Genomic DNA, 14,921 nt, shown 5'->3' on the forward strand with positions numbered 1-14,921 from the left:
GCTTCATGCGTATCGCATTTTTCGTCAATTCGATCGAGACCGAAGGGCCGCATTACTCTACCGGCCTGCTGGCCATGGCTGCGCTCAATCGCGGTCATGAGGTGGTCTATCTGACGCCCGGCGATTTTACCCTGCGCTCGGATGATAGCCTGACCATCCATGCCACCATGCTGCCGAAGACGAAATACAAGAAATCGGAAGCCTTTCACGCCGCCCTTCTGGACAAGGCGCTCGAGCGGCGGACGATGGATGTCGAGGAAATCGATGCTTTGATGCTGCGCAACGACCCCTCGCTCGACCAGACGACGCGGCCATGGGCGGTCCATGCCGGCATCCTGTTCGGGCGGCTCGCCGAACAGCGGGGCGTGGTGGTGCTGAACGATCCCGAGGGCCTGGCGTTGGCGCAGAACAAGCTCTATTTTCAGAGCTTTCCGGAAATCGTCCGTCCGACCACGATCATCTCGCGCAATGTCGAGGAAATCCGCGCCTTTGCCGATGCCCATCCCAAGGGCATCATCGTCAAGCCGCTGCAGGGATCCGGTGGCAAGAACGTCTTCAAGATCGGCTCCAGCAAGGAGGCCAATCTCAACCAGATTTTCGAGGCGGTCAGCCTTGAGGGCTATCTGATCGCGCAGGCCTATCTGCCGGCCGCCAAGGATGGCGATATCCGCTTCTTCATGATGAATGGCCGGCCGTTGATGCGCGACGGGCAATATGCCGCCCTTCGTCGTGTGCCGGCCAAAGGCGATCTTCGCTCCAACATCCACGCCCATGGCACGGCGGAGGCCGCGACGGTGACGGACGAAATCGTGGCGCTTGCCGAGATGGTGCGGCCGAAGCTCGTCGAGGACGGCATGTTCCTCGTCGGGCTCGATATCGTCGGCGACAAGATACTGGAGGTGAACGTGTTTTCGCCGGGTGGCCTTTCCAATATTCGCGACCTCACCACCATCGATTTCAGCGATACGATCATCGAGGCCGTGGAAATCAAGATCTCCATGCAGAGCGCCTCGGGCGGCGTGCTCGCCAATCGCCTGCTGGCGACGCTGTAAGATTATTCCCGTAATTCGGCCGGGTGCATCTCGCGATACCAGGCGACGAGGGCTTTGATACCCTCCTCGACGGAGGTCTGCGGCACGTAACCGGTGAGCGCCCTCAGAAGATCGGGAGAGGCGAAGGTGCGCGGCACATCGCCCTGCTGCATCGGCAGCATGTTGCGGATCGCAGGCTTGCCAACCGCCTTTTCGATCGTTTCGACGAAATGCATCAGCTCCACCGGCTGCCCGCCGCCGATATTGACAACGCGGAAAGGTGCGTGATGCGAGAGCGTGTCGATGACGCCTTCCTCTCTGACGCGGTTTTCCTCCGAGGGGATGATTGCGCTCAGCCGGACGATGCCTTCCACCAGATCGTCGATATAGGTGAAATCACGGCTCATATTGCCTTGCCCGTAAATATCGATCGGCCGGCTGTTGGAAACGGCATCGACGAATTTGATCGGCGCCATGTCCGGCCGTCCCCACGGGCCATAGACCGTGAAAAAGCGGAAGGCGGTGGTGGGCAGCTTGTGCAGATGGGCATAGCTGTGCGCCATCAGCTCCATGGATTTTTTGGTGGCCGCGTAAAGCGTCATCGGTTCGTCGGCCTTGTCGCTTTCCGCAAACGGGATTTTTTCATTGGCGCCATAGATGGAGGAGGTCGACGCCAGCATCAGATGTTTGACATGGAGGCTCCTGGCGAGTTCCAGCATATTGAACGAGCCGATGAGGTTGGAATCGACATAGGCGCGCGGATTTTCAAGGCTGTATCTAACACCCGCCTGTGCGGCGAGGTGGATGATGATTTCCGGTTCGGCGGCCTCGGCGGCCCGCTTCAGCGCATCCGTATCCTCCAGCATGCCGATCTCGGCCCGGAAGCCATTGGAGCGGGAGAGGATGGCGTGACGTTTCTCCTTGAGGCTGACATCGTAATATTTCGTCATGCCGTCGAAGCCGGTCACGAAATGGCCGGCATCCAGCAGCCGTTTTGCAACGTAAAAGCCGATGAAGCCTGCGGTGCCGGTAACCAGATAACGCATGATGATTATATCCCGAATCCGTTGGTGCGTTTGCGGTCTGACCGAAGCGCGAAAAACTTTTGATGAAATTGCGAAAATGAGCCTTTAAGCGTCGTTACCCGGGCTGCCGTCATGCGGGCGGCCCACCGCGGCATAGATGAAGCCATGGCCGGCAACCTCATCCGAGCGGTAGATATTACGCAGATCCACCAGCACCGGGCTTTTCATGATGGCTTTGAGGCGTGGCAGGTCGAGCGCGCGGAACTGGTTCCACTCCGTCACGATCACCACGGCATCCGCCCCTTCGGCGGCCTCATAGGGGCCCGTTGCATAGTCGATATCCTCGATCAGATGGCGCGCATTCGCCATGCCTTCGGGATCGTAACCCACCACCTTCGCGCCGCCATCCTGCAGGGTCTGGATGATGGCAATCGCCGGGCTGTCGCGCATGTCGTCAGTGTTCGGCTTGAAGGTGAGGCCCAGTACGGCGATCTTCTTGCCGCGCACGTCGCCGCCCACCGCATTGATGACCTTGCGGCCCATGGCGCGCTTGCGGTTGTCGTTGATGGCGATGGTGGTTTCGATCAGCCGCACGGGCGCGTCGTAATCCTGCGCGGTCTTGGCGAGCGCCAGCGTATCCTTCGGGAAACAGGAGCCGCCATAACCGGGGCCGGCATGCAGGAACTTCGGGCCGATACGGCCGTCCAGCCCGATGCCGCGCGAGACGTCCTGCACATTGGCGCCGACCTTTTCGCACAGGTCCGCCATTTCGTTGATGAAGGTGATCTTCATGGCCAGAAAGGCGTTGGCGGCATATTTGATGAGTTCGGAGGCGCGGCGCGTGGTGAAGAGCAGCGGCGACTGGTTGAGGTAAAGCGGGCGGTAAACCTCGGTCATGACGGGGCGGGCACGCTCATCCGAAAGGCCGACGACGATGCGGTCCGGCCGCTTGAAATCCTCGATGGCCGCCCCTTCGCGCAGGAATTCCGGGTTGGAGACGACGGCGAAATCGGCCGAGGGGTTTTCCTCATGGATGATGCGCTCCACCTCGTCACCGGTGCCGACGGGAACGGTGGATTTGGTGACGATGACGGTAAAGCCGTCGAGCGCATGGGCGATCTCTTTTGCCGCCGCGTAGACATAACCGAGATCGGCGTGGCCATCGCCGCGTCGCGAGGGCGTGCCGACCGCGATGAAGACGACATCCGCATTGGCGACGGCCGCAGTCAGATCGGTGGTGAAACTCAGCCGGCCGGCCTTGGCATTGTTGGCGACGATGGTCTCCAGGCCCGGCTCGAAGATCGGGATATGGCCGCTTTTCAAGGCCTCGATCTTCTCCGGCATCTTGTCGACGCAAACCACGTCATGGCCGAAATCTGCAAAACACGCGCCGGACACAAGGCCGACATAACCCGAACCGATCATCACAATCCGCATTCTTTTTCCTTTCGGTTAGTGAGGCCATGTTAACGCAGCAGCACCGGCCGGGGAAATCGGCGGGTGAAAATCGCATGATAATATTTAGCCGCCTTCGCGCCCGTCGCCAAGCGCCACGATCAACACCGGCTAACCTCTTTCCATGACGGTGATGTGATGGCCGTGGCGGGACAAATTTGCCGCACCTTGCAGCCGATTGCACCGATGTGGCGAGATCGCGCTTTTTTGCCCCTTTTGCGGCTTGCACTCATAGGTAGCCGGGTCTAGCCATAGGGGTGAGGATCAAATCTGCCAGACTGTCTGCCCTTTTGATGGGGCGCTCGGGTTGCACCACGCGGCCGGGGGATGCTTTGCATTGCGGTCGATGTTCGGGGAAGTTCAAATGCAAAAGGGTTTTCTGCTCGGTCTGTTCGCTTATGCGACCTTTTCCCTGGGCGATGCCACGATCAAGTCGCTTGGCTCACAGGTCAGCGTTTTCGAGATCGGCTTTTTCAGCATCCTCTTCTCCGGCATCTTCATCTTCTTCAGCAAACCGCGTGAGGAAAGGTGGCGCGAATTCTGGCGCATGAGTCGGCCCTTCGCAGTGCATGGGCGCGCCATTTCCGGCCTCTTCGCCGGCATTTTCGGCATCTATGCCTTCACCACCATTCCGCTGGCGGAAGCCTATGCGCTGATCTTCCTGTCGCCGCTCTTCGTGACCGTGCTTTCCGCCGTGGTCCTCAAGGAAAATATCGGCCCATGGCGCTGGGCGGCGGTTCTGGCCGGCATCGTCGGCGTTATCCTCGTGGTGCGGCCGGGCTTCAAGACGCTGGAACTCGGGCATATCGCCGCCATCGGTGTCGCGTTCCTGGCGGCCATGACCATCGTGCTGCTGCGCTCGCTTGCGGGCAAGGAAAAGCGCACGTCGATCATGGGTGTGCTGTTGATTTACGGCCTCACCTTCAATGGCATTGCCTCCATTCCCGATTTCGTCATGCCCAACCTGCACCAGCTTCTGGCTTTCGCCTTCATCGGCCTTTGCACCGCAACGGGGCAGATCACACTTCTGGTCGCGACCCGCATTGCGCCGGCGAGCCAGATCGCGCCGTCGCATTATTCGCAAATCCTGTGGGCCGTGGCGATCGGCATGGCCTTTTTTCACGAATATCCCGATGCGATTGCGGTGCTGGGGCTCGCCGTCATCGCCGCATCGGGGCTGCTGACGATGATACGCGAAAAGGTAAGGCTCGGCACCGTGCGCTGGAACCCGTTTTTCCGCAATCGCCTCTAACCTCCATTCTCCGATCGGAAACAGTGCGTCAACCGAAGCGCAGCTTGTGGCTCGATGGCCAATCGGCTCATAAGGCTTTCATCGATAGATGAACGGAGAGCCGCAATGCTCGTGGATGGAAAATGGACGGCCGAATGGCATCCGGTGCAGGCAACCGACAAGAAGGGCGGCTTCGTTCGCCAGACCTCCGGTTTTCGCAACTGGGTAACGCCGGATGGTTCGGCCGGACCGACGGGCGAGGGCGGTTTTGCGGCCGAAGCCGGCCGTTATCATCTCTATGTCGCGCTGATCTGCCCCTGGGCGTCGCGCACGCTGATCGGCCGGAAGCTGAAGAAGCTGGAGGATGTGATTTCCGTCTCCGTAGTCGAGCCGGCGCTCTCTGATGAAGGCTGGAAATTCGGCGACTATCCGGGTGCGGATCGCGATGGGCTGAACGGCTTCACCTATATGCACAAGGTCTATACCAGCGCCGACCCGCATTATACCGGCCGCGCCACCGTGCCGGTGCTGTGGGACAAAAAAACGAAAACCATCGTCAATAATGAATCCGCCGATATTCTGCGCATGCTGAATTCCGGCTTCGGCGATCTCGCCGATAATGCGATCGACCTTTATCCGGAGGCGCTGCGGAATGAGATCGACGCCCTCAACGATCACATCTATCCCCGCCTCAATAACGGCGTTTACAGAACCGGTTTTGCCACCACACAAGTTGCCTATGAGGAAGCCTTCGCCGACGTCTTCGCGACGCTCGATGAGCTGGAGACGCGGCTGGCGACCGGTGGGCCTTTCCTGTTCGGAGATCGTCTGACCGAAACCGATGTCCGGCTTTTCGTGACGCTGGTGCGTTTCGATGCTGCTTACTATGGCCTGTTCAAATGCAATCTCCGCCGCATCGCCGATTATCCCGCGTTGCAGGCCTATATGATGCGGGTGCTGACCGTGCCGGGCGTGCGTGACACGGTCAATATCGATCACATCAAGCATGGATATTATTCCATCAAGGCGCTCAACCCGACCCGGATCGTGCCCGTCGGTCCCGATCTTCCGGGGCTGGATGAGGTTTCCCTCCGCCCCGCGAATTGAGCCGGTGACGGCCTAGACCGGTTTGCCGACCTGATCGAGCAACCAGGCCTGAAAGGCGCGGGCAAGCGCATTGTCCTGCCGCCCTTCCGGCAGGGCGACATAATAGCTCTTGTCGGTCTGCAGGGGGATGTCGAAGACGATGTCGAGGCGGCCGGAGGCAAGTTCCGCCTCGATGAGATATTTCGGCAGAAGGGCAAAACCGATGCCGCTTGCGGCGGCTTCGATGATCATCGAAAACTGGTCGAAACGGCTGCCCTGATAGGCATTTTCGGCCGTCACCCCGTTCATTTCCAGCCATTCAGTCCACAGTTTCGGCCGGGTCGTGACATGCAGCAGCGGTTGCCCGGCCAGATCCTGCGCCCGGTTCACGCTGGCGCGGCGGAGTAGGGAAGGGCTCGCGACCGGCACGATCACCTCATTGCATAAGAACGTGCAGGTGCCATGCGCCCAGACCGGTTGGCCATAATGAATGGCGAGATCGAAACCTTCCTCATCGAAATCGAAGGGGTGTGAGCGCGAGCCGATCGTAATCGTCATTTCCGGGTTGGCATCGATGAAGCGATGGAGGCGCGGCATCAGCCAGCGGCTGCCAAAGGTTGGCAACGTCGCGACGGAGAGCGATGCATGCGATGTTCCGGCGGAAACCGCGCGCACCATCAGCTGTTCGGATTGCTGCAACAGGCGCCGCACATCGGGCAGGAATTTGCGCCCGGCCTCCGACAGCACGACCCGCCTGCGGATGCGCTCGAAAAGCTGCATGCCGGTCTGGGCTTCCAGCTCACCGATCTGCCGGCTCACCGCGCTCTGTGTGAGGTTGAGTTCTTCGGCCGCGCGCGTAAAATTGCCATGCCGTGCCGCGCATTCAAACGCCTGCAGGGTGACGATATCGGGGACCAGTCTTCTGCGCGGATCCATTCCATTCTCGCATCAACTTACCCGCTTTCCTCATTGGAAAAGGGTTGTTATGCCCATATATGATTACGGGAAAGAATGGAACGGTGTTTTTCCGGCGTTGCCGGGCCCAGTTTCAAAGAACGAATGAAAAATTCGGGGAAAGAAGAGTGACGGGAGTTGAAAGCGCCGTTTCCAAACGGTCTTTCCTCCCCTTTTAGCCAAAAGGACGATGGACATGGATGCGATGACGAAGCTTGACGTGAAACAGGAAGCCGCGGCTCTGCTCGACAGGATGGGTGTTGCCCGCGATCTTTATACCGGCGGCGACATGGCGTCCTTCAGCCCTGTCACGGGTGAGCAGATCGCGAGCCTCAAGACCGTTTCGGTCGAGGGCGTCGCAGCCGTGGTCGACAAGGCTGACGCGGCCTTCAGGACCTGGCGCAACGTGCCGGCGCCCCGTCGTGGCGAATTGATCCGCCTGCTTGGCGAAGAACTGCGCGCCTTCAAGACCGATCTCGGCCGTCTCGTCTCGCTGGAAGCGGGCAAGATTCCGTCCGAGGGTCTCGGTGAAGTGCAGGAGATGATCGATATCTGCGATTTCGCCGTCGGTCTTTCCCGCCAGCTTTACGGCCTCACCATCGCCACCGAACGCCCCGGCCACCGCATGATGGAAACCTGGCATCCGCTTGGCGTCGTCGGCGTCATCTCGGCCTTCAATTTCCCGGTTGCCGTCTGGTCGTGGAATGCCGCGCTCGCCATCGTCTGCGGTAACTCCGTGGTCTGGAAGCCTTCGGAAAAGACGCCGCTCACGGCCCTTGCCGTTCAGGGCATCTTTGAGCGCGCCGTCGCTCGCTTCGGCGATGCACCGGAAGGTCTGTCCCAGCTGCTGATCGGCGATCGTGCCGTGGGTGAGGCCCTGGTGGACAATGCCAGGGTGCCGCTCGTCTCCGCCACCGGTTCCACCCGCATGGGCCGCGATGTCGGCCCGCGTCTGGCGAAGCGCTTCGCCCGCGCCATTCTGGAACTTGGTGGCAACAATGCCGGCATCGTTTGCCCGTCTGCCGATCTCGACATGGCATTGCGCGCCATCGCCTTCGGCGCCATGGGCACTGCCGGTCAGCGCTGCACCACGCTTCGCCGCCTCTTCGTGCATGACAGCGTTTATGACGAACTCGTGCCGCGCCTGAAGAAGGCCTATGCCTCCGTCTCCGTCGGCAATCCGCTGGAAAGCTCCGCACTCGTTGGCCCGCTGGTCGACAAGGCGGCCTTTAACGGCATGCAGAAGGCGCTCGAGGCTGCCAAGGCGGCCGGGGGTGTGGTGAATGGCGGCGGCCGCGTGGATACCGGCGCGGCGGATGCCTATTATGTGAAGCCCGCGCTGGTCGAAATGCCGAAGCAGGTTGGCCCCGTTCTGGAAGAAACCTTCGCGCCGATCCTCTATGTCATGAGATATAACGATCTCGATCAGGCGATCGACGCCCATAATGCGGTTGCCGCCGGTCTGTCCTCGTCGATCTTCACGCGTGACCTGCAGGAATCGGAACGTTTCCTGTCGTCGGAAGGCTCGGATTGCGGCATCGCCAACGTCAATATCGGCACGTCGGGTGCGGAAATCGGCGGCGCCTTCGGCGGCGAGAAGGAAACCGGCGGCGGCCGTGAATCCGGTTCGGATTCCTGGAAGGCCTATATGCGCCGGGCCACCAACACCATCAACTATTCCAAGGCGCTGCCTTTGGCGCAGGGCGTGTCCTTCGATATCGAATGATATGGGCCGCTCGGGTAGCGGCGATGGTTTCTGGTTGCTGGTTCTTATCGGTGAGGGTGATGGCGAAGTCCGAAAATCTCTCCTCCATCATGCTCGGGCCTGTCCCGAGCATCTGCAACCAATTGATTTAATTGACCTGTTCAGATCCTTGGGACAAGCCCAGGGATGACGTCGCGGGCAGGATTTGCCCGAAGTCTGGCCGACGCGGATTTTTCCGCGTCGATCCGTTTCAAGTCCCTCACCCGATGCTCATCAGGCTGGCATTGCCGCCCGCGGCCGTGGTGTTGACGCTGACGGAGACTTCCTCCACCAGCCAGTCTAGGTTGTAGGGCTGGCTTTCGCCGGAAAGCGCGTCCGTCGTTGCGGCCTGAACGAGGACCAGCGGGCCGGGCAGGGTGGCGATCTTTTTATTGACCGCAACCACGCGCTCCGCGTCACCTTCAACCAGTGCACCGGCAAAGGGGCCGGACTTTGCCCAGTCATCCGCCCAGACGATGCGTGAGGTGACGGTTGCCGGCAGGCCGTAGATCGATTTTTCCAGTCCCGAGGCATTGTCGATGACGACCGCATTTCCGGCGGCAAGTGCTGCCGCAAGCTGGCGGTAAAGCCCCTGTTCGCTTGCGGGCACCAGCAGGATCTTGCCGCGCGGATGCAGCGCATAGACGTTGCGTTCGCCGACGGGCCCCGCCAGCTCGGTCTCGAAACCGAGGCCGGAAAGCGCTGCCGCCTGCCGTGCGGCTTCGGCGGCGATGGTTTCACCGTTTTCATCCAGCCAGCGGGCGAGATCCACCGCGGCCTGATCCTGCTGGCTGGCGATGCGGTCGATCTTCGGCGCTTTCTCAGTCATGCGGCCGAGGTAAAGCGGGCCGCCGGCCTTGGGGCCGGTGCCGGAAAGGGCACGCCCGCCAAAGGGCTGCACACCGACCACCGCGCCGATGATGTTGCGGTTCACATAAAGATTGCCGGCCGCAACCCGGGAGAGGACATGCTGGATCGTGTCGTCGAGACGCGTATGCAGGCCGAAGGTCAGGCCGTAGCCGGTGGCGTTGATCTCGTCGATCAGCCGGTCGAGATTATCGCGTTTGAAGCGGATGACGTGCAGCACCGGCCCGAAGACCTCGCGCTTCAGATCGGCGAGCGATTTCATCTCGATGATGGTCGGCGGCACGAAGGTGCCCTTGCCGGTCTCGCCGGCAAGCGTGATCTGCTCGATGCGGTGGCCGAGTGAACGCATGCCATCAATGTGCTTTTCGATGATGCCCTTGGCTTCGGCGGTGATGACGGGACCGACATCGACGGAGAGACGATCGGTGCGGCCGATCCGCAATTCATGCAGCGCGCCTTTCAGCATGGTCAGCGTGCGGTCCGCCACGTCTTCCTGCAGGCAGAGGATACGCAGTGCCGAGCAGCGCTGTCCGGCGCTGTCGAAGGCGGATGCGATGACGTCGGCGACGACCTGCTCGGCAAGAGCCGAGGAATCGACGATCATGGCGTTCTGGCCGCCGGTCTCGGCAATCAGCGGCATCGGCTGGCCATTGGCGAGAACCCGGCCGGAAAGCTGGCCCTGAATGAGCCGCGCCACCTCGGTGGAGCCGGTGAACATCACGCCCGCCGTCAGCGGCGAACCGACAAGAGCGGCACCCGTCTTGCCGTCGCCCGGCAGAAGCTGCACGGCATCCGCCGGCACACCTGCCTCATGCAGCAGGCGCACGCCCTGCGCGGCGATCAGCGGCGTTTCTTCGGCGGGTTTTGCCAGAACCGGATTACCGGCAACCAGCGCCGCCGTGACCTGGCCGATAAAGATGGCGAGCGGGAAGTTCCATGGGCTGATGCAGACGATCGGGCCGAGCGGCGTCTCGCCAGCCTTGAAATTCCTGCGGGCTTCCGCCGCGTAATAACGCAGGAAGTCGATGGCCTCGCGCACCTCGGCAATGGCGTTGGGCATGGATTTTCCCGCCTCGCGCATGATGAGGCCGAGAAGTGCTGGCATTTCGGCCTGCATGGCGTCGGCCGCGCGGTCCAGGCAGGCGGCGCGTTCTTCCACGGGGGTGGTGGGCCAGCGTGAGGCCGCCGCCCGTTGCATCGCCGCTTCAACATCGGCTTCGGTGGGTTCCGTCACCTGGCCGACGATATCGGTATGATCGCCGGGGTTGAAGACCGGGCGCGTCTGGCCGCCCGCCCGTGGCGCGGCAGCCTTCCATTCCGTTGCGGCACCTGCCTTCAGGGTCTTGTCGAGGGCAGAAAGCGTCGTTTCGCTGGAAAGGTCGAGGCCGGCGGAATTTTTCCGCTCCGGGCCGAACAGGCCAGCGGGGGCAGCGATGCGGTCGTGCTGGGCACCGGGAACCGCATAGGCCTTGACCACGGCAACCGGGTCTTCCAGCAGCGAATCCACCGGCACGGCTGGATCGGCAATGCGGTTGACGAAGGAGGAGTTCGCACCGTTTTCCAGAAGACGGCGAACGAGGTAGGCCAGCAGCGTCTCATGGGTGCCGACCGGGGCGTAGAAACGGCAGGGCCGGTCGAGCTTCTTTTTACCGACGACTTCGCTGTAAAGCGGTTCGCCCATGCCATGCAGGCACTGGAACTCGTAGTCGCCAAGTTTGAAGTCCGGTCCGGCGAGGTGATAGATCGTCGCCATGGATTGCGCGTTATGGGTCGCAAATTGCGGGAAGACCAGATCGCGCGCGTCGAGCAGCTTGCGGGCACAGGCGATATAGGAAACATCCGTGTGCACCTTGCGGGTGAAGACCGGGAAGTCTTCCAGCCCCTCCACCTGCGCGCGCTTGATTTCCGCATCCCAGTAAGCGCCCTTGACGAGACGCACCATGATGCGACGGCCCGAGCGGCGGGCGAGATCGATGATGTAATCCAGAACGAAGGGGCAGCGGCGGCCATAGGCCTGCACCACGAAACCGAGGCCGTTCCAACCCGCAAGGTCCTTGTCGAGCGCCAGTTCCTCGAGAAGGTCGAGCGACAGTTCCAGCCGGTCGGCTTCCTCGGCATCGATATTGAGGCCGATATCGTATGTCTTGCTGAGCAGCATCAGCGATTTGACGCGCGGCAAAAGCTCCGCCATCACCCGCTCCGCCTGCGCGCGGGAGTAACGCGGATGCAGCGCCGAAAGCTTGATGGAAATGCCCGGTCCGCCATAAATGCCACGGCCGGCAGACGCCTTGCCGATGGCGTGGATGGCGTTTTCATAATCCTTGTAATAACGCTCCGCATCCTTCGCGGTGGTCGCAGCCTCGCCCAGCATGTCGTAGGAATATTGGAAGCCCTGCTCCTCCAGTGGCTTCGACCGCTTGATCGCTTCACCGATCGTCTCGCCGGTCACGAACTGCTCGCCCATCATGCGCATGGCCATGTCGACACCACGGCGGATGACGGGTTCGCCGGCGCGCGCGATCAGTTTCGTCAGCGCCGCTGAAAGGCCGCTGTCATTCACCGTCGAGGTCAGCTTGCCGGTGATGACGAGACCCCAGGTGGCGGCATTAACGAAGAGCGAGCGGCCGCCGCCAATATGGGACTTCCAGTCGCCGCGCGCGATCTTGTCGCGGATCAGCGCATCGCGGGTGGCGGTATCGGGAATGCGCAAGAGCGCTTCGGCAAGGCACATCAGCGCCACGCCCTCATGGCTGGAAAGCGAATATTCCTGCACCAGCCCCTCGACGCCGGTGCCCTTGGTCTTGGAGCGCAGCGCCTCGATCAGCTTGCGGGCCGTGGCGCGAATGGCTTTCGCCTGTTCGGATGTTACCGTCGCTGCCTCGATGAGCGGCGCCAGGCACTCCTCTTCGGGGCGGCGATAGGCGGCGGTAATCGCCTTGCGCAACAGGCTCTGTTCGCGCACCGGCGGTGCAAAATTCTGGAAGATACCGTTCACCGCTACACCGGCGTTGCTTGCACCATCGGCCATTCTGAAAATCCTGAAAACGCTGTTGAAGGCAGACCATCGGCGGCAGCACGTCCTCCGCCCACCGCTTGTCGTTCTGGCGCTTACAATATCATCGTCGCAAAAATTGCTATGGCCTTATTTTCAGGATAAAACAGGCAATATGAACTTTTATAATTCGAGATTGGCGTGAAATCGCATGGCAAATAGTCAAAAAACAGACGGTCTGGATCACTTCGATCTCAAGATTCTCGAGGCGCTCAGCGAAGACGGGCGCATGTCCGTGCTGCAACTCTCAAAAAGGGTCGGTCTTTCCAAGACGCCATGCCAGACGCGGCTGAAACGGCTGGTGGATGAGGGCTATATTCTTGGCTTCCGGGCCATGCTCAATCCGCAGAAGCTTGGCGTCGATCATATTGCCTTTGCCGAAGTCAAACTGTCCGATACGCGGGAAAAGGCGCTGGAGGAGTTCAATACGGCGGTGCGCAAAATCAAGGAGGTGGAGGAGTGCCACATGATCGCCGGCGCCTTCGATTATCTCCTGAAGGTACGCACCAGCGACATCCGCAAATACCGAAGGGTGCTCGGTGAAAAAATATCGAGCCTGCCCTCCGTTGCCAACACCTCCACCTTCGTGGTCATGCAATCGGTCAAGGAAACCGGTATCTGAAAAGCGGACATAAAAAACGGGCAGACGCAGGCCTGCCCGTTCGTCATTGTCCAAATTCAGTTCTCTCAGCGCGCCGTGGCGGCGGCGGTGACCGCGCTCATCTGTGCGTCCGGACCGAATTCGTTTTCGTTTTCGATGCCCAGCAGTTCCTGCAGGCGCAGCCTTGCGCGGCTGACGCGGCTCTTGATCGTGCCGACCGGGCAACCGCAAATCTCGGCGGCTTCCTCATAGGCAAAACCCGAGGCGCCGATCAGCAGGATGGCTTCGCGCTGGTCGTCGGGCAGTTTTGCAAGTGCAGCCCGGAAATCCTGAAGATCAACCGATCCATGCTGTTCCGGCGGAACCGACAGGCGCGAGGTGTAGACCCCGTCCGTATCCTGTACCTCACGGCCGGATTTGCGAATCTGGCTGTAGAATTCGTTGCGCAGGATCGTCACCAGCCATGCCCGCATATTGGTGCCGGGCTGAAAGCTGTCCTGTTTCGCCCAAGCCTTCATGATCGTGTCCTGCACGAGGTCGTCTGCGCGGTCTCTCGAACGGATGAGCGAAATAGCGAAGGCGCGCAGGTTCGGCAGCGCCGCCAGCATTTCCCGCTTGAAATTATATTCTGTCTGCTCCGGCTCTTTCGCCATCATTCCTCCGAAGCCTTCATCTTGGCTTTGCTTTCGGCTTCATCGAGTTTTTCGAGAAGGTCGAGGAATTTATCAGGGATGCCTTCATCCTGAACGGCATCATACAGCTCCCTGAGTTTGCGGGAAATCACCGCCCGCCCGGAGTTTGGAACCTGGGGGGGCGCCGAATTGTCCGGCGAATCTTGGTCCGATTGAAATATGCTCATAACGTCCGGTATTCCTTTTGTGTCGTGGCAAAGAATGCGCGGTAAAAAAAATAGTTCCGGCCGTCCGGAACTTTTTTTGCGATGCGCACGTTGCTATCTCGGGTTTGCGTTGCAGACCGCATGAAAGGGGAGAATTCCATGTCAGTTTCTACACGCATCGCACCGCACCTGCCATATCTTCGCAGGTTCGCGCGTGCCGTTTGCGGCTCACAATCGACGGGCGATGCCTATGTTGCGGCAACGCTTGAAGCTCTGATCGCCGATATCAGCATTTTCCCGCAGACAAGCAGCGATCGCGTTTCGCTCTATCAATTGTTCGTATCGATCTTTAGTTCCGTCACGATCAATATTAAGACCGATGAAAACCTCTCGGGATGGGAAAAACGCGCCTCGGCCAACCTCGCGGCCGTGCCGGCGCTAGCCCGCCAGGCTTTCCTTTTAACGACCGTCGAAGAGTTCACGCCTGCGGAAGCCGCAGAGGTTCTGAAGGTCTCCGAGGATCAGGTCGGCGGACTGATCGACGAGGCGGCATCGGAAATCGCCCGGCAGGTTGCGACCGATATCATGATCATCGAGGACGAACCTCTGATCGCCATGGATATAGAGCAGATGGTCACCGATCTCGGCCACCGCGTCACGGGCATCGCCCGCACCCATACGGAAGCGCTCGATCTCTTCCACCGCACCCAGCCGAAGATGATCCTGGCCGATATCCAGCTCGCAGACGGCAGTTCCGGTCTTGATGCGATGAAGGATATTCTGCAGATGACGTCCCTGCCGGTGATCTTCATCACGGCTTTCCCCGAACGCCTTTTGACGGGTGAGCGGCCGGAGCCGACGTTCCTTGTAACGAAACCCTTCAACCCGGACATGGTGAAAGCACTTATCAGCCAGGCCCTGTTTTTCAACGAAAGCTCACGCGTCGCGGCGTGAAATCTGCCGAAACCGCAGCCTGACCGGGAACCAGTGTGGCGCCCGGGCGTTGGCGGTTACGGTCGTGGGGCTTCCCGCGGCTT

The 14,921-nt window shown here is 60.6% G+C and carries 12 protein-coding genes; 6 read left to right on the plus strand and 6 right to left on the minus strand.

Going from position 1 to position 14,921, the window contains the following annotated elements:
• Nucleotides 1-5 precede the first annotated feature (5 nt).
• Complete coding sequence (locus tag QD336_RS21580) at nucleotides 6-1,052, plus strand: glutathione synthase (RefSeq protein ID WP_499172131.1); 1,047 nt, start codon at nucleotides 6-8, stop codon at nucleotides 1,050-1,052.
• Nucleotides 1,053-1,054: 2 nt separating this feature from the next.
• Here the strand turns inward: QD336_RS21580 and QD336_RS21585 are convergent, their stop codons facing one another.
• On the minus strand, nucleotides 1,055-2,077 hold the full coding sequence (locus tag QD336_RS21585) for an NAD-dependent epimerase (RefSeq protein WP_269347304.1): 1,023 nt from the start codon (nucleotides 2,075-2,077) through the stop codon (nucleotides 1,055-1,057).
• A gap of 84 nt (nucleotides 2,078-2,161) precedes the next feature.
• Complete coding sequence (locus QD336_RS21590) at nucleotides 2,162-3,493, minus strand: UDP-glucose dehydrogenase family protein (protein WP_499172132.1); 1,332 nt, start codon at nucleotides 3,491-3,493, stop codon at nucleotides 2,162-2,164.
• A 382-nt stretch (nucleotides 3,494-3,875) separates the two neighbouring features.
• Here QD336_RS21590 and QD336_RS21595 point away from each other — a divergent pair, with 382 nt between their 5' ends.
• Together QD336_RS21595 and QD336_RS21600 are read left to right on the plus strand one after the other, a co-directional pair.
• A complete protein-coding gene (locus tag QD336_RS21595; RefSeq protein WP_499172133.1) occupies nucleotides 3,876-4,763 on the plus strand; it encodes a DMT family transporter in 888 nt (295 codons plus the stop codon).
• Nucleotides 4,764-4,868: 105 nt separating this feature from the next.
• Nucleotides 4,869-5,849 carry a glutathione S-transferase family protein gene (locus QD336_RS21600; RefSeq protein WP_499172134.1) on the plus strand — a complete coding sequence of 327 codons (981 nt, stop codon included), beginning with the start codon at nucleotides 4,869-4,871 and terminating at the stop codon, nucleotides 5,847-5,849.
• Between the two features lie 12 nt (nucleotides 5,850-5,861).
• On the opposite strand, the gene QD336_RS21605 is transcribed toward QD336_RS21600, so the two are convergent.
• Complete coding sequence (locus QD336_RS21605) at nucleotides 5,862-6,764, minus strand: LysR family transcriptional regulator (RefSeq protein WP_499172135.1); 903 nt, start codon at nucleotides 6,762-6,764, stop codon at nucleotides 5,862-5,864.
• Between the two features lie 214 nt (nucleotides 6,765-6,978).
• On the opposite strand from QD336_RS21605, the gene amaB reads away from it, so the two are divergent.
• Nucleotides 6,979-8,508 carry an L-piperidine-6-carboxylate dehydrogenase gene (amaB, locus tag QD336_RS21610; protein WP_499172136.1) on the plus strand — a complete coding sequence of 510 codons (1,530 nt, stop codon included), beginning with the start codon at nucleotides 6,979-6,981 and terminating at the stop codon, nucleotides 8,506-8,508.
• Between the two features lie 238 nt (nucleotides 8,509-8,746).
• Here amaB and putA read toward each other — a convergent pair whose 3' ends face one another.
• A complete protein-coding gene (gene putA / locus QD336_RS21615; protein WP_499172137.1) occupies nucleotides 8,747-12,421 on the minus strand; it encodes a trifunctional transcriptional regulator/proline dehydrogenase/L-glutamate gamma-semialdehyde dehydrogenase in 3,675 nt (1,224 codons plus the stop codon).
• 175 nt (nucleotides 12,422-12,596) lie between these two features.
• On the opposite strand from putA, the gene QD336_RS21620 reads away from it, so the two are divergent.
• Nucleotides 12,597-13,067: an Lrp/AsnC family transcriptional regulator gene (locus QD336_RS21620; protein WP_080828267.1), complete on the plus strand. Its 471-nt coding sequence runs from the start codon at nucleotides 12,597-12,599 to the stop codon at nucleotides 13,065-13,067.
• 65 nt (nucleotides 13,068-13,132) lie between these two features.
• Here the strand turns inward: QD336_RS21620 and QD336_RS21625 are convergent, their stop codons facing one another.
• A complete protein-coding gene (locus tag QD336_RS21625; protein ID WP_080828265.1) occupies nucleotides 13,133-13,699 on the minus strand; it encodes an RNA polymerase sigma factor in 567 nt (188 codons plus the stop codon).
• Nucleotides 13,699-13,905: a NepR family anti-sigma factor gene (locus QD336_RS21630; RefSeq protein WP_499172139.1), complete on the minus strand. Its 207-nt coding sequence runs from the start codon at nucleotides 13,903-13,905 to the stop codon at nucleotides 13,699-13,701. Before QD336_RS21630 ends, QD336_RS21625 begins: the two co-directional genes overlap by 1 nt.
• 138 nt (nucleotides 13,906-14,043) lie before the next feature.
• On the opposite strand from QD336_RS21630, the gene QD336_RS21635 reads away from it, so the two are divergent.
• On the plus strand, nucleotides 14,044-14,838 hold the full coding sequence (locus QD336_RS21635; protein WP_269347288.1) for a response regulator: 795 nt from the start codon (nucleotides 14,044-14,046) through the stop codon (nucleotides 14,836-14,838).
• The last annotated feature ends 83 nt before the right edge of the window (nucleotides 14,839-14,921 follow it).

The sequence above is a fragment of the Rhizobium sp. BR 250 genome, from assembly GCF_047445855.1.
Taxonomy (GTDB): Bacteria; Pseudomonadota; Alphaproteobacteria; order Rhizobiales; family Rhizobiaceae; genus Agrobacterium; species Agrobacterium tumefaciens_I.